The organism is Shinella sp. OV683 (genome assembly GCF_057787725.1).
Window position 1 is genome coordinate 631,025 of sequence record NZ_CM173543.1, and the last position, 18,762, is coordinate 649,786.

The window sequence follows — 18,762 nt, forward strand, 5'->3', positions numbered from 1 at the left end:
AGACCCGGACGGAAGGCCGCCCTCACAAACCCGCGCACATATACTTCGTTCAAATCAGGAAAGCGACCCTGTATTTGCACGGGATTCGGCTTTTTGCGTGACACGGGCGGCGTCGCGACGATATTGGACGGGCTGCCTCGCCCTCCTGATCAGTGATTCCATGCCGACATACGTGAAAGCCTATATTTTCCTGTTGCTTACCACGCTAGGCTGGGGCGGCAATGCGGTGATGGGCAAGTTTTCGGTTGGCCATATCGCACCTTTCACGCTGTCGGCGGCGCGCTGGACGCTTGCCCTTGTCCTGATCGTGGCCATTTCCGTTCCGCAGATCCGCAAGGACTGGCCGGAGATCCGCAAGCATTGGCTGCTGATGCTCGGCTATGGCGCGGTGGGCTTTGCCGGCTTCAACGCATTGCTCTATACCGCGCTGAAAACCACTTCGGCAATCAATTGCGTCATCGAACAGGCCGGCATTCCGGGTATCATTTTCCTCGCCAATTTCGTGCTGTTCCGCATCAGGGTGGGGTTGGCGCAGTTCGTCGGCTTTACGCTGACGCTGCTTGGCGTGGCGCTGACGGCGACGAACGGTTCCCTGTCATCGATCAGCGGCATCCATCTCAATGTCGGCGACGGACTGATGCTGGTCGCGGCGATTCTCTATGCCGGCTACAGTGTCGCCCTGCGTTGGAAGCCGCCCGTGCATTGGAAGACCTTGATGGCGGTCTCGGCGCTCGGGGCCGCGCTCGCTTGCCTGCCACTGCTTGCAAGCGAAGTGGTCGCCGGCCGTTTCATCAGGCCTGACGCCATCGGCTGGCTGGCAATCCTCTACACTGGAACCATTCCATCGCTGATGTCGCAGATTCTCTGGGTCAAGGGCGTAGAACTGATCGGTTCCAACCGTGCCGGGTTGTTCATAAACGCCATTCCGATCTTCGGTATCCTGCTCTCGCTGGTTTTCCTGGGTGAGCCGTTGCAGTCATTCCATCTCGTCGCCATGGTAATGGTCATGGCCGGTATCTGGATTGCCGAATGGGGACGCCGATGAAACTGTTGCTGCCGCTGCTGTTCGTGCTGGCGCCGCTGTCGTTTGCGCTGGGCATCACGCTGCCGCTGGTAACATTCGAAAAGCTGTATTTCTTTGAAGACAATCCGTCGCTGCTCGGCATCGTCGGCTCGCTTTACGACAATGGAGACTATGCGCTTGCTGGCCTGGTCGGTCTGTTCTCGATTGTCTTTCCATTGGCAAAGATGGTGGCGATCGCGGCCGAGGCACTTGAAGGTGTCGGTGTTGAAAAAGGCTGGTTTGCCAAGCTGGTGCCGTTTCTCAGCAAATGGTCGATGATGGATGTGATGCTGGTGGCGATCGTCATCGCGGCAGCCAAGACATCCGGCCTCGCCAATGCGTTTACCGAGGCTGGCCTGTGGTTTTATGCGGGGTCGGCACTGATGACCTCGATTATCCAATGGATAGTATCGCGGCGCACGGTCTGATCAGACCAATGTGTGACCGGCGGCAAGCAGCGTGGCTTCCGCCTGCCGGATGCTCTCGGTCTTCAGCAACAGATGATCGCCATCGAAGGTCGAAACGACAAAAATTCCGAGACCGCTGTCTGACAATGGACCGATGACCGATGAAACGATGCCGGTTTCATCGAAGGCAAATGGTCCAACAAGCTTGTAGCATGTCCATCCGCCGTCGCTGCGGACATCGTCCGGCACGCGCTCTGCGAGGCAAACGATGGACAGTTCGTCATCACTGCGGCAGATACTGAGAAAGCCTGCGCCGTCGGCCCAATCGGGAAAGCGGGACGACGCATCCAGTCGAGAGACGGCATATTCTCCGGCCAATCGCTTCAACTTAACCTTCGCCGCCAACGCTACGCTCCCCTTGCTTAGCGGTCGTTGCGCTTGCCGAGATGGGCTTCCCAGTCGAGTGCGGTCTTCACGATGAATTCGACATCATCGTATTGCGGCACCCAATTGAGTTCCTGCTTGGCGAGCGAGGGATTTGCGACGATCATCACGGCATCGCCCGCACGGCGGCCGGCAAGCCGGACGTCGAACTCCTTGCCGTGCACTTTCTTGACCGTTTCCAGCACTTCGAGAACGGAGAAGCCGGTGCCGTAGCCGCAATTGGCAATCATCGAGCCGCCGCCGGCGCGCATGCGTTCCAATGCCTTGAGATGGGCGTTGGCGAGATCGCTGACATGGATGTAGTCGCGCACACAAGTGCCGTCCGGTGTCGGGTAATCGGTGCCGAACACGTCGATATGGGTGCGCTTGCCGAGTGCAGCCTCGCCCGCGACCTTGATCAGATGGGTTGCACCGACTGTGGACTGGCCGGTGCGGCCGCGCGGATCGGCACCGGCGACGTTGAAATAGCGCAGTGCCGTATAGGTGAAGTCATAGGCGTTGGCGGCGTCACGCAGCATGATCTCGGTCATCAGCTTGGACGAGCCGTAAGGCGATTCCGGATTGAGCCGGGCGCTTTCTAGCACAGGTTCCGGCTCGTCCGGCGTGCCATAGACTGCTGCCGTGGACGAGAAGACGAAATGCGGCACCTTGTATTTGACCGCAGCCGCGATCAATGCCCGCGACTTGACGGTGTTGTTTTCATAATAGGAAAGCGGATCGGACACCGATTCCGGCACGATGATCGAGCCCGCGAAATGGATGATGGCGTCGATGTTGTTTTCGGTGAAGACCTTCTCATGCAACGATTCGTCGGCGATATCGCCGGCATAGAACTTTGCCTCGGGGGCGATGGCCCAGCGGAAACCGGTCGAAAGGCGGTCAATCACCGCGACATCCTGGCCCGCATCGAGGAGTGCCCATACCATGTGGCTGCCGATGTAGCCTGCGCCGCCAGTCACCAAAACTGTCATATGTTCATCCCGTTCCAACTTTTCGTGGGCGGTTTCTAGCCCGGAAATCGCTTCCAGTAAATGACGCCGGCCAATCTTCTCCGAGCCAACATTGCCCACATACGAGAGTCTATCCTCGGAAAGATCGGCTGTGACTTCCGGCCGGCAGTCACAGAATTGCGTTTCCAAACGCGACTGCAAGCCTTATTGATGGGGCATGAACGTCTCTTCCGCCGATCAGCTCAATGCGTATGAACTCGCCCAACTCCTGCATTTCTATGCGGAATCGGGCGTGGAGTGGGTATTGGAAGCCGAGCCGGTCGATCGCTTCGCCGAGTTCGCGGCGCTGGAGGCCAGGCGCGCCGCGCCAGCGCGGGAGCCGGAACGAACCGCGGCGGCTCCGGCAATGGAACGCCAACGGCCGGCCGAAAAGCCAGTGGCGCCGCCGCGCCCGCAGGTCGTGGCGATACCTGATGCCGAGGCGATTGCGGAGGCGCAGCGACTGGCCGCACAGGCGATGACGCTGGATGAGCTCGCCGAGGCTGTGGCAGCCTTCACCGGCTGCAATCTGCGCAACGGCGCGCGCAATGTCGCCTTCATGAGCGGCAGTCCCACTGCGCGTTTCGCCATTGCCGGGGGTGTGCCGAGTGCGGATGACGACCGCGACGGCACGCCGTTTTCGGGAGCATCGGGGACGATGCTCGCTCGAATGCTGGCAGGAATCGCCATTCCGCCTGATGATGTGATGATGTTCAATCTCATTCCATGGCGGCCGCCGGGAAACCGTGCGCCGACAGCGCATGAGACGGAAATCTGCCGGCCATTCAACATGCGCCTGTTGGAAATTCTCAAGCCGGCCGCGGTTCTCGCGCTCGGCAATTATCCCGCCAAGATGCTTTCGGGGTCGATGGAAGGCATTCATGCGCTGCGTGGCAAGCGGATCGATATCGATGTGGGAGGTACAAAAATGCCAATGCTGGCGACTTTTCATCCTCAAGATATTATTTCCACACCACTCAACAAACGCCTCGTCTGGCAGGATCTGCTGGCGTTCCGCGCCGAAATAACCGGCTGAATCCATTTCCTTTTCTTATAATCAAGTGAAGTGTGGCATAGATGCCACGCAGGCGGACACAAAGCCGTCACCTTCCACAAATAGCGTGCGCTGAAATTGAATATTGCTGCGTCGCAACATACATTGATGCAATGCAATATAAGATTCGCCCCGGGAGGATAGAAAAGGAATACCAAGATGCGTGAGATTCACCGTCCTATCCATTCGGGTTATGAAACCCTGAGACAGCGCACCAGTCCCGGCAATCGGGAAGCGCTGTTCAATCGCAAACCTTCGCCGGCTAATGAGCAATTGACGGCGCTAGGCTTTGCCGCAAGGCTTCGTCCACAGGACTTTCCCGGGCGCACCTATTCAAAATAAACAACCGATTGTAAGAAACAGTATGCGTCAATTTTGCGCTGTTTTTGCCGCACTCGGTTGAAAATGCAGCGCTTTATAGAGGGATAGGCGTAGTAATCCGCCGGTCGGCGCTTTCATTGGCTTAACGAATGTGCAAGAGAATTGTTGCAAATTCGGACTCAAGCGTGAAATACGTTTGATCGAAAAACATTGGAGCCGGAATCGACTTTCGAAAAGAAAGACATTCAGGCCGATATTGCCTGCCGGGAACGGGGTGGCCATGCAAATGCGCCGCCGGAGGGAATTTGAGTGAAATGCGTCAAGCGGTAATGACCACCAAGCGGCTGGCTAATCTTGCAAAATTTGCGATGGGCGTCGTTACGGCGTTGTCAGTGGGTGTGGCAGCCGGCTGTAGCACCGTCGTGCCGAACGACGGCCCCACCGCGTCGGAAATCCAAAAGTCGTCGACCGGCGACAAGGCTTACTCGATCCCGCAAAGCGATACCAAATTCGATGTCGTGCAGGTCGATCAGCGCGTTTCCAACTCGGTCACGCAGCTCGGACAGCCCTCGCTTGTCAGGACCTTCGGTGTCGGTGGTGCCCCCGGAACGCCGGTGATCGGCGTCGGCGACGAGCTTCAGGTAACGATCTTCGAGGCAGGCCCGGACGGTCTGTTCTCGACCACCAACAGCAAGGCCACCAATGTGCCTGTCGTGGTCCAGCCCGACGGCCACGGCCAGATCCCTTATGCCGGCTCGGTCCTGTTTGCAGGCAAGACGCTGGAAGGCGCACGCCAGGAAATAGCCAACGCCTTGAAGGCCAAGGCAGTCGAACCCGATGTCATCGTCAACATGACCAAGAACTTTTCCCGCGCCGTTTCGGTGCAGGGTGCGGTCGGTGCTCCGCAGATGGTGCAGCTCGGGCTCGCCGCCGTCCCTCTCACGAGCGCCATTGCCATGGCTGGCGGCCCCAAGCAGCAGGCTTATGAAACCTATGTCACTCTGACCCGTGGCCGAAAATCCAGCACGGTTCTCTTGCAGAGCGTCATCGACAACCCGAAGGACGATGTCTTTATCAGTCCTCGCGACAAGATTTTCCTGACCTACGATCCGCAGACATTTACCGCGCTCGGCTCTGTCGGCACCGCAGGCAAGGCAGGCAAGATTCCATTTGCGGCCGGCACGCTCAGCTTGGTTGAAGCGGCTGCGCTCGCCGGCGGTCCGCGCTCGGATCTCGCCGACCCCAAGGGCTATTTCGTGTTTCGCTACGAATATGAGCCTGTCTATCGCCAAGTCGTCGGCGACAGCCGGTTTAACGACCTGCTTGCCAAGGGCATGATGGCCAACAAGGACGGTCGTTATCCGATTGTCTATCGTGTCGACATGACCGATCCACAGAGCTACATCGTCACCCAGTCGTTCCCAATCCGAAACAGGGATGTGCTATACGTGTCGCATCATCCGTCTACGGACTTCGCGAAGTTCATGGCGCTGATTGCATCGCCGATCCGTATCGGCCGGGATATTCAGTACCTCGAAACCCATTGATGGCAAGTGGCCCGGCAACTCCGGGAGGATGGAAATGATATCCGCCACCACCGGTCTGCCGCGCTATGCAGTGACATCGCGCGGCCTTTGGGAACAGCGCGGCGATCTCTCCATCCTGCTGGGCGCCGAGATTTTGCTCTGGCCGTTTTGTGCGACGTCTTCCATCGACGGCTTTATCGGCTGGGGCCGGCGGCCATCGGGGTTGAGGGCGCTGAGACTTGGTGCCTTGCATGGCAAGGACGTCCTCACATTCGAGGATGGTTTTCTCAAAAGCTACGCGCCCGGCCGGGGTGACCCCGCCCACAGTTTCATCATCGACCGGCGCGGCATCTATTTCGACGCCACTCACGGCAACGATCTTGCTGGCCTGATCGAGCGACCGGATCTCGACGCGACGCAGGTTGCCCGCGCCGAGGCCTCGATGGCGTTCATTTGCGAGAATCGTATTTCCAAATACAACAATTCGCCGCTTGTCGGTCTGTCGGATGCCGGCGTGCCGCAGGGCAGGCCCTATGTGCTGCTCGTCGACCAGGTGGCAGGCGATGCTTCGATCGCGGCAGCACTTGCCGACGAGGGCGCCTTCGCCCGAATGGTGGAACATGCACATGCGGAGTATCCGACTGCGACTTTGGTCGTCCGAACGCATCCCGCGGCCAACAACAGCCTGATTCTCGCCGGCGCGCGCAAGCTTGGTATCGAGGTCGTGACGCCGGGCCGAATGAATCCGTGGCCGCTGCTGGAAAATGCCGACGCCGTCTACACGGTCTCCAGCCAGCTCGGTTTCGAGGCACTGATGGCGGGCCGCAAGGTGCATTCTTTCGGTGTTACCTACTACTCCCACCGGGGATTGACCGAAGACCATTGCGCCGCGCCGGCCGCGCGACCGGCACGTTCGGTGGCGCAGATATTCCACGCTGCCTATATCGGCTATTCGCATTATCTCGACCTGCACGACCGCCAGCCGGTGGCGATCGAGCGGGCGCTTGAGCAGATGCGCACCGTGCGCGATCAGCGCAACCGCATCGAGACCCGCGTCTATACCGGCGGTCTTTCGCCCTGGAAGCGTAAGGCGCTCTCTCCATTCATCGAGGGACCGCAGGGCAAGCCCATTCACTGCCAGCGATTCTCCAGAGCGGTCGACCTGGCCAGGAAAAATTCCGGGGAGGTCGCCGTCTGGGGGTCGTCGCGACCGCTCCCGCACGGCGTTGCGGCGGTCCGGTTCGAGGATGGGTTCATCCGCTCGCGCGGACTTGGCGCCAACCTGGCGCTGCCCTGTTCGCTGGCGATGGATGACGAGCATGTCTATTACGACGCGCGAGGTGAAAGCCGGCTCGAACATCTCATAGCCAATCACGAGTTTCCGGCTGAACTCACCGAACGGGCGGCTAGGCTGGTTGACATGATCGTTAAGCGCGGCGTGTCGAAATACAATGTCGGGACCGACATTGCGTTACCCGATGTGGGCGAGGGGCACCTTCGCATCCTTGTTCCCGGTCAGGTCGAAAAGGACGCATCCATCAGGTTCGGCTCACCGGAGGTGAAGACCAACAAGGCCCTGGTGGCGGCTGTCCGCAAGCTCTACCCGGATGCTTTCCTTGCCTACAAGGAACACCCTGATGTGACGACCGGGCTCCGCTCAGGGGGCGAGACGCCCACGGATGCCGATATCATCGTCCGCGAAGGGGACATAAAGCATTGGATCTCCTGGTGCGACCGGTTGGAGACCATGACATCGCTTGCCGGCTTCGAGGCGTTGATACGGAGGAAACCGGTCGGGGTGCATGGCATTCCGTTCTATGCCGGTTGGGGGCTGACGGATGATCGACTCAAGGTGCCGCGGCGTCGCCGCGAGGTGAGCATGGAGATGCTCGCCGCAGCGACTCTCATCCTCTATCCGTTCTACATACATCCGCTGAGCGCGATGCCGTGCACGCCGGAGGAGCTTGTCGAAGAGATCGCATTGAACCGTGTCGTGCCGGTCGGATGGCTGACGCGGGTCCGGCAGCAGGTTTTCCAATCAATTAATCGTTCAGCCGTCAAAATACGTGATGGCCGCAACTAGCCGTTATCCCGCCCCTTATTCCGTGGGCTTGTCGGCCCCGCATGTGTTCCAAAATGGGGCGTTGTGGGCGGCCAGCAGGATTAAGCCCTATATTTCAGGTTGTTACCGATCTTTTCTGCGTTGCAACAATTTCACACTTTGGTAACGAATTGCTCCTAGCCTGCGATCGGTGTCAGACAGACTCCTGTGTCTTTGTTACATCAGGTCATTTCGACCTCTCTTCAAGCGGTTGAAAAAGCATCATCATTATGTAAAGAGCAGTTCAGGCGGCAAATCCATCCTCATCAAGGTTCAAGCATTACCATATGACCCTGCCCTATGATGAAAACGGCCAGAACGGTTCGGCTTCGCGGCAACGCCCGCGGAATGCATCTGGCCGATCCAAGGGGCTGATCACATTGCCTTTTATCGGGCGAGCCCGACGTGTGTTTCCCAACAAGAATTCCCCGCGCGTTGTTATGCTGCAGGGGCCTGTTGGCCATTTCTTCCGCCGTGCGCAAGAGCATCTGAACGCCAATGGATTCGATGCCTGGCGCGTCTGCTTCAATGCTGGCGACCGGCTCTACTCGCGTGGCGAGAAGTCGCTGAATTTCTCGGGCTCCCCGGACAATTGGCGTGGCTGGTTTACGGAAATCCTGAGGGAAAACGGTTTTGATGCGGTGGTGCTGTTCGGGGCGGATCGTCTCGTGCATCGCATTGCGCTTGAATGTGCCGAAAGTGCCGGCATTCCTGTCCTGTGTCTCGAAGAGGGATATATCCGTCCGGGCTATGTGACGATGGAACTCGGCGGAAACAATTGGCGTTCGCCGATTGCGGGACAACTTCCGCCCGAGACCTTCAATTCGCCTCGCATTGACGGCCCGAAAGCGGTGCTTTGCTCCGGCTCCTTCAGCGCCATGGCTTGGAGTGCGCTGCAGTATTTCACCATCCGCGCCCTGATCTCGACACCCGGCGAACGCAAACTTTTCCACAAGCACAAGCGTACACTGGTGTCGGAAGGCTTTTACTGGTTCAAGAACTACTATCGCAAGTTTGCCCATGTCGGCCGCAACTATCGCGTCTCCGAGCGGCTGCTCGAGCATCACGACAAGCGCTTCTTCATCGTGCCGCTGCAGGTGCACGACGACACCCAACTGGGCCGTGCGGCCAACAGCTGGAACAACCAGAAGCTCATTCTCAAGACCATCGTCTCTTTTGCGCGCAATGCACCCTCTGACCATCAACTGGTTTTCAAGATCCACCCGATGGAGCGTGGACATACACGCGACTGGAACTTCATCCGCCAGGTCAGCGCGCTCAACGATGTGAAAGACCGCGTGCATGTGCTGGATGGTGGCTCACTCAGCCTGCTGACCCGTCATTCCGCCGGCATGATCACCATCAATTCCACATCGGGCCTCTCGGCGCTGCATCACGGCGTGCCGCTGGCGGTGATGGGCCAGGCGCTTTATCGTCACGAGGACCTGGCATTCTGTGTCGAGCGAGGCATGGATCTCGACCGATTCTGGCATGAGGGTCGTGTTGCGCCGAACGATCTTCGTCAACGCTATCTCAGCTGGATCCATCACGAGTGTCTGGCTGGTGGTGATTACTATGCCAAAGATGGCGTCGAAGGCGCGATCGTCGCCATGCGCGAAAAGATCGAAGCGGCGCTTGTGGGTCGGGCTCGCGTCCTGGCCAAGGCTGGCGAAGTGATCAGCGGTGTCTTTGGCAACGCCAAGATTTCCGGCGAACGATAGACCCCTTTCGTGCTTATGAAAAAGGCCCGGAAAACCGGGCCTTTTTATTATCTCGCCACTTTTTCAGTGCCGGTTCAGGGCTTCACACCCCAAGCAATAAAATTGCCGTTGGCAAAATCGCTGTCGGTGGACTGGTTGGTCTTGCCATAGCGGAATGCAGTGCTGTCAGGATTGACCGTCAGGCCGCCGGCTGCGCGCAAAACCGCGTCACCGGCTGCCGTATCCCATTCCATCGTGCGACCGAAGCGCGGATAGACATCCGCCACGCCTTCCGCAACCAGGCAGAATTTCAGTGACGAGCCCACAGAAGTGGTCGAGGAAATACCCTGTTCGGCGAGAAACGCTTCAGTTTCCGGTGAATTGTGCGAGCGGCTGGCAACGGCGGTCAGCGTTTCGCCTCTCGTGCGGCAGCCGATCGGCGCGCGCGATACGATGCTGAGATCATCGGCGATCTGGAGCTTCTCGGCGGCGCCATTCGCGCCGGTATAGGCGACCTTCTTTGCTGGCGCGTAGACGATGCCGGCCACCGGTACGCCATTCTCGATCAGCGCGATGTTGACGGTGAAGTCGTCGCGGCGATTGATGAATTCCTTGGTGCCGTCGAGCGGATCGACGAGGAAGAAGCGCTTGCCCGAGACGTCGGGGATATGGCCGGCAGCCGCAGCTTCCTCGGCCACGACCGGGATATCCGGGAACGCCTTGCCGAGACCTTCAAGGATGATGGCTTCGGCACGCTCGTCGGCTTCGGTCACCGGCGAGCAGTCATTCTTGTAGGTGACGTTCGGCCCGGCGCTGTAGACGTCGAGGATGGCCTTGCCCGCGGCAAGGGCGAGTGTTTCCAGTGTGTCGAGCATTCGCTTACCGCTTGTTCAAGTAGGTTTCGATGATCACGGCCATTTCGGCGGGTTCGTGGCCCAGCGTATGGAGATGCACTTCCGGGTTCTCCGGCGCTTCGTAAGCCGATGAGATGCCGGTGAAGTTCTCGATCTCGCCGGCCTGCGCCTTCTTGTAAAGGCCCTTGGGGTCGCGCTTGATGCACTCTTCCAGCGGCGTATCGACGAAGACCTCGATGAATTCGCCTTCTGGGAACAGGTCACGCGCCATCTGCCGTTCCGAGCGGAAGGGCGAGATGAACGAGACGATGACGATCAGGCCGGCATCGGCCATCAGCTTGGCGACTTCCGAGACGCGGCGAATGTTTTCAACGCGGTCGTCATCAGTGAAGCCGAGGTCGCGGTTCAGGCCGTGGCGGATATTGTCGCCATCGAGCATGAAGGTGTGCTTGCCCTGTGCGGTGAGCAGCTTTTCCAAATTGTTGGCAACGGTCGACTTGCCGGAACCGGAATAGCCGGTGAACCAGACAATGGCCGGCTTCTGGCTTTTCAGCGCAGCGCGGGCATCCTTGTTGACTTCCATCGCCTGCCAATGGACGTTGGAGGCGCGGCGCAGCGGGAAATCGATCATGCCGGCGCCGACGGTCGCATTGGTGAAGCGGTCGATCAGCACGAAGTTGCCGGAGACGCGGTTCGACTTATAGGCGTCGAATGCGATCGGCGACTGGGTCGAGATGTTGCACTCGCCCACTTCGTTCATGTTGAGGTGCTTGGCCGCCTCATGCGCGAATGTGTTGATGTTCACATGGTGCTTGAGCGTGGTGATGGTGGCGCTGACGCTGTCGACCTCAGTCCTGAGAATGTAGGAACGGCCCGGGATCATCGGATGGGCGTCAAACCAGACGATGCGCGCCTGGAACTGGTCGGCCACATGCGGGCGATTTGAGGGATCGACCAACATGTCGCCGCGCGAGATGTCGATCTGGTCTTCCAGCACGATGGTGACGGCCTGGCCTTCGACGGCGCTGTCGAGATTGCCGCCATGCGTGACGATCTCCTTGATGCGCGATTCCTGGCCCGACTTGGCAACGGTGATCTTGTCGCCGGCGGCGATTCGACCGGACGCTATGGTGCCGGCAAAGCCGCGGAAGTCGAGGTTCGGGCGCACGACATACTGCACGGGAAAGCGGAACGGCTTGTCGAGATAGTCGTTTTCAACCGGTACGTCTTCCAGATGGCCGAGCAGTGTCGGGCCGCTGTACCACGGCATTTTCGGAGAGGCCATCGTGACGTTGTCGCCGAAGCGGGCCGACATCGGGATCGGCTGGATCGTCGCAAAACCGAGATCCCTGGCGAATTCCATGTAGTCGGTTACGATCGTGTCGAAGACATCCTGCGAATAGTCCATCAGGTCGATCTTGTTGACGGCGAGCACGATATGGCGAATGCCGAGCAGCGAGGCGATGAACGAATGGCGGCGCGTCTGGCGAAGAATCCCCTGGCGGGAATCGACCAGCACGACTGCGAGATCGGCGGTCGAGGCGCCGGTGGCCATGTTGCGGGTATATTGCTCGTGGCCTGGGGTGTCGGCGACGATGAACTTGCGCTTGGAAGTGGCGAAGAATCGATAGGCGACATCGATGGTGATGCCCTGTTCGCGCTCGGCTTCGAGGCCGTCGACCAGGAGCGCGAAATCGATGTTTTCGCCATCGGTGCCATGCTTGAGGCTGTCGCGCTCGAGTGTGGCCAACTGGTCTTCGAAGATCAGCTTGGTGTCATAGAGCAAGCGGCCGATCAGGGTCGACTTGCCATCGTCCACCGAGCCGCAGGTCAGGAAGCGCAGCATCGACTTCTTTTCCTGCTCGCGCAGGTATTCGATCATATCGCCGGAGACGTCATTTGCGATTGAAACGTCCATCAGAAATACCCCTCGCGCTTCTTCTTCTCCATCGAGCCCGCTTCGTCCTTGTCGATCAGGCGCCCCTGGCGTTCCGATGTGCGCGCCGTCAGCATTTCGCGGACGATTTCCTGCAGGTCGGCAGCATCGGATTCGATCGCGCCTGTCAGGGGATAACAGCCGAGCGTACGGAAGCGAACCAGCTTGTTTTCGATTACGTCATCAGGGCCAATAGGCATGCGGTCGTCGTCGACCATGATCAGCATGCCGTCGCGCTCGACGACCGGGCGCTTGGCAGCGAAATACAGGGGAACAATCGGGATGTTCTCCTTCATGATATACTGCCAGATGTCCAGCTCGGTCCAATTGGAGATCGGGAAAACCCGGATCGATTCGCCCTGGCCGACGCGGGTATTGTAAGTTTTCCACATCTCCGGGCGCTGATTCTTCGGATCCCAGGAATGCTGCGCGTTGCGGAAGGAGAAGATTCGCTCTTTGGCGCGGGACTTCTCTTCGTCACGGCGAGCGCCACCGAAGGCTGCGTCGAAGCCGTATTTGTCGAGTGCCTGGCGCAGGCCCAGCGTCTTCATCACATGGGTATGGGTGTTGGAACCGTGGGTGAACGGGCCGATGCCCTGGGCGACGCCATCCGGATTGATATGGACGAGAAGGTCGATGCCGAGCTCCTTGGCCATCTTGTCGCGGAATGCGGTCATCTCCTTGAATTTCCAGCCAGTATCGACATGCAGAAACGGGAACGGCGGCTTGGCGGGATAGAACGCCTTCATCGCCAGATGAAGCATGACGGACGAATCCTTGCCGATCGAATAGAGCATGACGGGATTGGAAAACGTCGCGGCCACTTCGCGGAAAATATGAATGGCCTCAGCCTCTAGGCGCTGAAGATGGGTCAGTGACATGTTCGGCTTTTACTCCGCTAAATCGCTGTCGCGAAAGGTTTGAAGTGCGTTTAGTGATTTTGTCCCGGTGAGGCAACCTCTTTGACTGCAAATGAGGCGTTTTGGCGTCTTATAACTGGATGGAATAGGAAACTCGATTGCGACTTTTTCCGCATATTTCGGCCGCGAGGAGACAGGCGCACAAGAAACATCTCTGATCTTTTCCCGACGTGACCGAACTAAATGCGGCCAAAGACCTGCTGGCCCAAATTGCTAATTACATGTCTCATTGTGTATAGAAGTCATGTGGGCGGTGCGGCATGGTCTTTGCAACTGAGGAGGCGGCTTCCGCCTCGCCAATCAAAATGAGTGGAACGAAGAATGCGCTTTTCGGCCTTTTCCATTTTCAAGGAGGCGCTTCGGGGAAACCGGGGCTGGACGCCGCAATGGCGCGAGCCCACGCCCAAGCCGCACTATGACGTCATCATCGTCGGCGGCGGTGGCCACGGCCTGGCGACCGCCTATTACCTCGCCAAGGAATTCGGCATCACCAATGTCGCGGTGCTGGAAAAATCGTGGCTCGGGTCCGGCAATATCGGCCGCAACACCACGATCATTCGCTCCAACTACATGCTTGCGGGCAACGAGCCGTTCTACGAGCTCTCCATGAAGCTTTGGGAAGGCCTCGAGCAGGATCTCAATTACAACGCCATGATCTCGCAACGCGGCGTGATCAACCTCTTTCATTCCGACGGCCAGCGCGACACCTATGCGCGGCGTGGCAACTCGGCGCTGCTGGAAGGTGCTGATGCGGAGCTGCTCAATCCCGAGCAGTTGAAGGAAATCGCTCCGTTCCTGAACTTCAAGCATGCGCGCTTCCCGATCTTCGGCGGATTGATGCAGCGTCGCGGCGGTACGGCGCGCCATGATGCGGTCGCCTGGGGCTATGGTCGCGGCGCCGACATGCGTGGCGTCGACATCATCCAGAATTGCGAAGTCACCGGCATCGTCCGCAAGAACGGCGTGGTTACCGGCGTCGAGACGAGCAAGGGCACGATTGGCTGCAACCGGCTGGCGCTGGCCACGGCTGGCCATTCGACCATCACGGCCAACATGGTCGATCTCCGCCTGCCGGTGGAGAGCCATGTGCTTCAGGCCTTCGTCAGCGAAGGGCTGAAGCCGGCAATCGACAATGTCATCACCTTCGGCATGGGTCATTTCTACATCTCGCAATCCGACAAGGGCGGCCTGGTGTTCGGCGGCGATATCGACGGCTACAATTCCTATGCGCGTCGCGGCGGCCTCTACACCGTTGAGCATGTGTTCGAGACGGGCCTGTCGATGATCCCCGGCCTGTCGCGCGCCAAGGTGCTGCGTACCTGGGGCGGCGTCATGGATATGAGCATGGACGGCTCGCCGATCATCGACAAGACGCCGGTGCCAAACCTCTACCTCAATACCGGCTGGTGCTATGGCGGCTTCAAGGCGACGCCTGCATCGGGCTTCACGTTCGCGCATCTGATTGCCAAGAACGAGCCGCATCCGGTGACGCGTGAAATGCGGCTCGACCGCTTCGAGCGCGGCTATTCGATCGACGAGGGCGGCAAAGGCCCTCAACCCAATCTGCATTAAGGGCGTGAAGTATCATGGCTAGCCTTATCCACTGCCCGCATTGCGGCGTCCGCGCCAGAGACGAATTCACCATCAAGGGCGATGCGACCGTGCATCGGCCCGCTGTCGAAGCATCCGACAAGGAATGGGCGGACTATGTGTTTATCCGCAACAATCCGGTGGGGTTGCACAAGGAGTATTGGCAGCATCTTGCTGGCTGCCGCCGCTGGCTGATCGTCGAACGCGATACCGTTTCGCATCAGGTATTTTCGGTCACCGATGCGCAGGCCACCTATGCGGGAGGCGAGGCATGAGCGCTTATCGTCTTTCCTCCGGCGGTATCATCGACCGCAACCACGACATAAGCTTCAAGTTCGACGGCAAGGCCTACAAGGGCTATGGCGGCGACACGCTGGCCTCGGCGCTGATCGCCAATGACGTGCTGCTCGTCGGCCGCAGCTTCAAGTATCACCGTCCGCGTGGCGTGATTACTGCCGGTTCTGCCGAACCCAATGCGATCATGACGATCGGCGAGGGCGGCCGTTCGGAGCCGAATGCGCGCGCCACGATGGCAGAACTGCATCAGGGCATGATATCAGCCAGCCAGAATCGCTGGCCGTCGCTGAAATACGATATCGGCAGCGCCAATTCGCTGCTGTCGCCGTTCCTGTCAGCGGGCTTCTACTACAAGACCTTCATGTGGCCGAAGGCATTCTGGGAGAAGGTCTACGAGCCCTTCATCCGCAAGGCGGCAGGTCTCGGCAAGCTGGCGATCACGGAGGCCGATCCGGACTCCTATGAAAAGTGCTGGGCACATTGCGATCTGCTGGTTGTCGGTGCAGGCCCGACCGGCCTGAATGCGGCGCTTGCGGCCGGTCGTGCCGGCTTGCGCGTCATTATTGCCGATGAAAGCTTCCGGCTCGGCGGCTCGCTGCTTTCGACCCGTGCCTCGATTGGCGGCAAGTCGGCAACGGACTATGCCGCGGGTGTGGTCGCGGAACTGAAGTCGCTCGACAATGTGACGCTGATGGCTCGCACCACCGTGTTCGGCTGGTACGACGACATGGTGTTCGGCGCGGTCGAACGGGTGCAGAAGCACGTCGCGATACCGGCACAGGAACGGCCGGTGGAACGCCTGTGGCGCATTGCGGCCAAGCGCGCGATCCTGGCCAGCGGTGCCGAGGAGCGGCCCCTGGTGTTCGGCGGCAATGACCGTCCGGGCGTCATGACATCGTCGGCCATCCGCACCTATGCCAATCGCTATGGCGTCGCTGTCGGCAAGAAGGTGGCAATCTTCACCAATGGTGCGTCGGGCTACGAGACTGCCCGCGATCTGGTAGCACAAGGCATCGAGATTTCAGCGCTGATCGACAGCCGCGCCCAGGCCGACGATGTCGCTCCGGCTGGCGTGCGGACGCTCATGGGCGGCAAGGTGGTCGATACCAAGGGCAGCTTGCGGGTCAAGGGCCTGGTGTTTGATCGGTCCGGTTATGTCGATTCGCTCGAATGCGATGCGCTGGCATCTTCCGGCGGCTGGAGCCCGATCATCCATCTTCTCTGCCAGCGGGGTGCAAAGCCGGTCTGGTCCGATGAGCTTGCGGCTTTTGTGGCGCCGGTCAGCGATCCGGCCTTCCAGCCGGCCGGCGCTGCGGCTGGCGAATATGGGCTCGGTGCATGCCTCGCCGACGGCTGGGCCAAGGGTGTTGTGGCAGTTGAGGCACTCGGCAAGACGGCCGCAGCCTATGACAAGCCTGAAGTCGAAGGCGAGGCGGGGCAGGGTTTTTCGGCGCTGTGGTATGTCTCCGGCGCCAAGTCCAAGGCGTTCGTCGACTACCAGAACGACGTGCATGTGAAGGATCTGAGCTTGTCGATCCGCGAAGGCTACGGTCATGTCGAACATGCCAAGCGCTATACGACCAATGGCATGGCGACCGATCAGGGCAAGCTCGGCAATGTCAACGCGTCGGCAATCCTGGCCTCGATGCAGGGCCTCACGCCGCGCGACACCGGCATAACCACGTTCCGGCCATTCTACACGCCGGTGACCTTTGGTGCGCTCGTGGGTGCCTCCAAGCACGAACATGCGATGCCGGACCGGCTGTCGCCACTGCATAACTGGGCCAAGAAGAATGGCGCGGTGACGGTGGTGACCGGCCTCTGGCACCGCTCGTCGTGGTTCCCGCGCGCCGGCGAAACCGGCTGGCGCGAAAGTGTCGACCGCGAAGTGAAGACTGTCCGCCAGGCCGCGGGCATCTGCGATGTGTCGATGCTCGGCAAGATCGAGGTCGCAGGCCCCGATGCCGCCGAGTTCATCAACCGGCTCTATTCCAACCCGATGCTGAAGCTGCCGGTGGGCCGCGCGCGCTACGGGCTGATGCTGCGCGAGGACGGTGTCGTCTACGACGACGGTACGGTCAGCCGGCTGTCGGAGAACCACTTCTTCATCACCACGACGACGGCCTATGCCGCCGAAGTGCTGGCGCATATGGAGTATTTCCACCAGACCAAATGGCCCGATCTCGACGTGCGCTACATCTCGGTCTCCGACCAGTGGGCGCAGATGTCCGTGGTTGGCCCCAAGGCCCGCAACATCCTGCAGGCGGTCATATCAGACGATCTCAGCGACGAGGCGTTTCCGTTCATGGCGGCGCGGGAAATCACGCTGAAAAGCGGCGTGGTCGGGCGACTCTATCGCATCTCGTTCTCGGGCGAACTGGCCTACGAACTGGGTGTACCTGCGGGATACGGCGAGGCTGTCGCCGATGCGGTCATGGAGGCCGGCAAGGCGGATGGTATCTGCGCCTATGGCGTCGAGGCGTTGAACGTCATGCGCATCGAGAAGGGCCATGTCACCCATGCCGAACTCGACGGCCGCGTGACCGCCGACGATGTCGGCCTCGGCAAGATGGTCTCGGCCACCAAGACAGACTTCATCGGCAAGCGCCTGCTCGACCGCTACGGCATGAGAGCAGCCGATCGTGCCCAACTCGTGGGTCTGAGGCCTGTCGATCCGAAGGCGGAGATCAAGTCCGGGGCGCATATCCTCAAGACCGGTGCTGTCGCTTCGACCGCCAACGATCAGGGCTGGGTGTCTTCCGTCTGCTTCTCGCCGGCGCTCGGTCACATGATCGCGCTCGCCTTCGTCAAGTCGGGCCGCGAGCGCATGGGAGAGACCGTTGTCGTCTGGGACAAGATCCGCGGCATGGAAACCGAATGCGTGATCGGCTCGACAGTGTTCTACGATCCTGAAAACACCAAGCTCAATGGATGAGGTGACTGCGATGCCGGATACGATGATTTCCCGCCACCCGCTGACCGACAGCACCGTTCATGGCATCGAGATGCCGGGTGCCAATCACCTGGAATTGGTCGAGGCAGCCAAGATCTATACGGTCCAGGCATTTCGCGGCAGGAACGGCGAGGTCAAGAACCAACTTGCCGCAACGCCGGGCATCGCGCTTCGCTTCGTCGGTCCCGGTGACTGGGTCGCGGTCAGCATGGACGCAGCACCGAAAGTCGATCCGGCAGCCGCCCTGGTCGTCGACCAGAGCCATGGGCGCACGCTGTTTCGTCTCAAGGGCCCCGACGCCATCGACATCCTGATGAAGGGTGTATCTGTCGATATCGCAGGTGAGGGGCTGCCGGTTGGCACATCGGCCAACATGGCCTTCGGTCACCTGACGATCAACCTCGCTCGCACGGGTGAGACTGAATTCGAGATCGTCGGCGCGCGCAGCTTCGCGGAGAGCCTTTATCACGACCTGAAGCAAGCGGGCCGTGAGTTTGCAATGTCCTTCGCCGTCGTCGAGCAATGAGTGGCTGGTGATGGGCCGGCGGTTTGCCGGCCCATCACTGCGATTTTGGCGCAAACAGGCTAATTGTTTTCGCCTGAGCGA

The 18,762-nt window shown here is 59.8% G+C and carries 17 protein-coding genes; 11 read left to right on the top strand and 6 right to left on the bottom strand.

The genetic code is table 11. The features are described 5' to 3' along the window. Nucleotides 1-160: 160 nt before the first annotated feature. Nucleotides 161-1,045: a DMT family transporter gene (locus ACXHRN_RS03045; protein ID WP_488639875.1), complete on the top strand. Its 885-nt coding sequence runs from the start codon at nucleotides 161-163 to the stop codon at nucleotides 1,043-1,045. After that, nucleotides 1,042-1,491 (top strand): paraquat-inducible protein A, encoded by a 450-nt coding sequence (locus ACXHRN_RS03050; protein WP_488639876.1) that lies wholly within the window; start codon nucleotides 1,042-1,044, stop codon nucleotides 1,489-1,491. Before ACXHRN_RS03045 ends, ACXHRN_RS03050 begins: the two co-directional genes overlap by 4 nt. On the opposite strand, the gene ACXHRN_RS03055 is transcribed toward ACXHRN_RS03050, so the two are convergent. Together ACXHRN_RS03055 and galE are read right to left on the bottom strand one after the other, a co-directional pair. Further along, complete coding sequence (locus ACXHRN_RS03055) at nucleotides 1,492-1,875, bottom strand: ACT domain-containing protein (protein ID WP_488639877.1); 384 nt, start codon at nucleotides 1,873-1,875, stop codon at nucleotides 1,492-1,494. A 17-nt stretch (nucleotides 1,876-1,892) separates the two neighbouring features. Beyond that, on the bottom strand, nucleotides 1,893-2,885 hold the full coding sequence (gene galE, locus ACXHRN_RS03060; protein WP_488639878.1) for a UDP-glucose 4-epimerase GalE: 993 nt from the start codon (nucleotides 2,883-2,885) through the stop codon (nucleotides 1,893-1,895). Between the two features lie 196 nt (nucleotides 2,886-3,081). Here galE and ACXHRN_RS03065 point away from each other — a divergent pair, with 196 nt between their 5' ends. Then, the gene (locus ACXHRN_RS03065) at nucleotides 3,082-3,939 is read left to right on the top strand and encodes a uracil-DNA glycosylase (RefSeq protein WP_488639879.1); all 858 of its coding nucleotides are present in this window, start codon (nucleotides 3,082-3,084) and stop codon (nucleotides 3,937-3,939) included. A 177-nt stretch (nucleotides 3,940-4,116) separates the two neighbouring features. Further along, nucleotides 4,117-4,299, top strand: coding sequence for a hypothetical protein (locus ACXHRN_RS03070; protein WP_488639880.1), 183 nt, complete (start codon nucleotides 4,117-4,119; stop codon nucleotides 4,297-4,299). A 27-nt stretch (nucleotides 4,300-4,326) separates the two neighbouring features. On the opposite strand, the gene ACXHRN_RS03075 is transcribed toward ACXHRN_RS03070, so the two are convergent. Next, a complete protein-coding gene (locus ACXHRN_RS03075) occupies nucleotides 4,327-4,560 on the bottom strand; it encodes a hypothetical protein (protein WP_488639881.1) in 234 nt (77 codons plus the stop codon). 32 nt (nucleotides 4,561-4,592) lie between these two features. Here ACXHRN_RS03075 and ACXHRN_RS03080 point away from each other — a divergent pair, with 32 nt between their 5' ends. The 3 genes from ACXHRN_RS03080 (at nucleotide 4,593) to ACXHRN_RS03090 (ending at nucleotide 9,626) form a co-directional block, all read left to right on the top strand. Beyond that, entirely contained in the window at nucleotides 4,593-5,825 is a 1,233-nt protein-coding gene (locus ACXHRN_RS03080) for a polysaccharide biosynthesis/export family protein (protein WP_488639882.1), read from the top strand. A 34-nt stretch (nucleotides 5,826-5,859) separates the two neighbouring features. Further along, complete coding sequence (locus ACXHRN_RS03085) at nucleotides 5,860-7,887, top strand: capsule polysaccharide biogenesis protein (protein WP_488639883.1); 2,028 nt, start codon at nucleotides 5,860-5,862, stop codon at nucleotides 7,885-7,887. A 305-nt stretch (nucleotides 7,888-8,192) separates the two neighbouring features. Further along, complete coding sequence (locus ACXHRN_RS03090; protein ID WP_488639884.1) at nucleotides 8,193-9,626, top strand: capsular polysaccharide export protein, LipB/KpsS family; 1,434 nt, start codon at nucleotides 8,193-8,195, stop codon at nucleotides 9,624-9,626. A 74-nt stretch (nucleotides 9,627-9,700) separates the two neighbouring features. Here the strand turns inward: ACXHRN_RS03090 and cysQ are convergent, their stop codons facing one another. The 3 genes from cysQ to cysD are packed head-to-tail and all read right to left on the bottom strand — an operon-like array spanning nucleotide 9,701 to nucleotide 13,276. Beyond that, nucleotides 9,701-10,480, bottom strand: a complete 780-nt coding sequence (gene cysQ, locus ACXHRN_RS03095; protein WP_488639885.1) for a 3'(2'),5'-bisphosphate nucleotidase CysQ — start codon at nucleotides 10,478-10,480, stop codon at nucleotides 9,701-9,703. A 4-nt stretch (nucleotides 10,481-10,484) separates the two neighbouring features. After that, nucleotides 10,485-12,377: a bifunctional sulfate adenylyltransferase/adenylyl-sulfate kinase NodQ gene (gene nodQ / locus ACXHRN_RS03100; RefSeq protein ID WP_488639886.1), complete on the bottom strand. Its 1,893-nt coding sequence runs from the start codon at nucleotides 12,375-12,377 to the stop codon at nucleotides 10,485-10,487. Beyond that, entirely contained in the window at nucleotides 12,377-13,276 is a 900-nt protein-coding gene (cysD, locus tag ACXHRN_RS03105) for a sulfate adenylyltransferase subunit CysD (RefSeq protein WP_488639887.1), read from the bottom strand. The genes nodQ and cysD overlap by 1 nt, the downstream gene beginning before the upstream one ends. A 360-nt stretch (nucleotides 13,277-13,636) precedes the next feature. On the opposite strand from cysD, the gene ACXHRN_RS03110 reads away from it, so the two are divergent. Genes ACXHRN_RS03110 through ACXHRN_RS03125 form a run of 4 tightly spaced genes read left to right on the top strand, consistent with a single transcriptional unit; the run spans nucleotide 13,637 to nucleotide 18,681 of the window. Next, the gene (locus ACXHRN_RS03110) at nucleotides 13,637-14,887 is read left to right on the top strand and encodes a sarcosine oxidase subunit beta family protein (protein WP_488639888.1); all 1,251 of its coding nucleotides are present in this window, start codon (nucleotides 13,637-13,639) and stop codon (nucleotides 14,885-14,887) included. Between the two features lie 14 nt (nucleotides 14,888-14,901). After that, complete coding sequence (locus ACXHRN_RS03115) at nucleotides 14,902-15,180, top strand: sarcosine oxidase subunit delta (protein WP_488639889.1); 279 nt, start codon at nucleotides 14,902-14,904, stop codon at nucleotides 15,178-15,180. Further along, complete coding sequence (locus tag ACXHRN_RS03120; RefSeq protein ID WP_488639890.1) at nucleotides 15,177-18,137, top strand: sarcosine oxidase subunit alpha family protein; 2,961 nt, start codon at nucleotides 15,177-15,179, stop codon at nucleotides 18,135-18,137. Before ACXHRN_RS03115 ends, ACXHRN_RS03120 begins: the two co-directional genes overlap by 4 nt. After that, nucleotides 18,130-18,681 carry a sarcosine oxidase subunit gamma gene (locus ACXHRN_RS03125; protein ID WP_488639891.1) on the top strand — a complete coding sequence of 184 codons (552 nt, stop codon included), beginning with the start codon at nucleotides 18,130-18,132 and terminating at the stop codon, nucleotides 18,679-18,681. Before ACXHRN_RS03120 ends, ACXHRN_RS03125 begins: the two co-directional genes overlap by 8 nt. Nucleotides 18,682-18,762 lie beyond the last annotated feature (81 nt).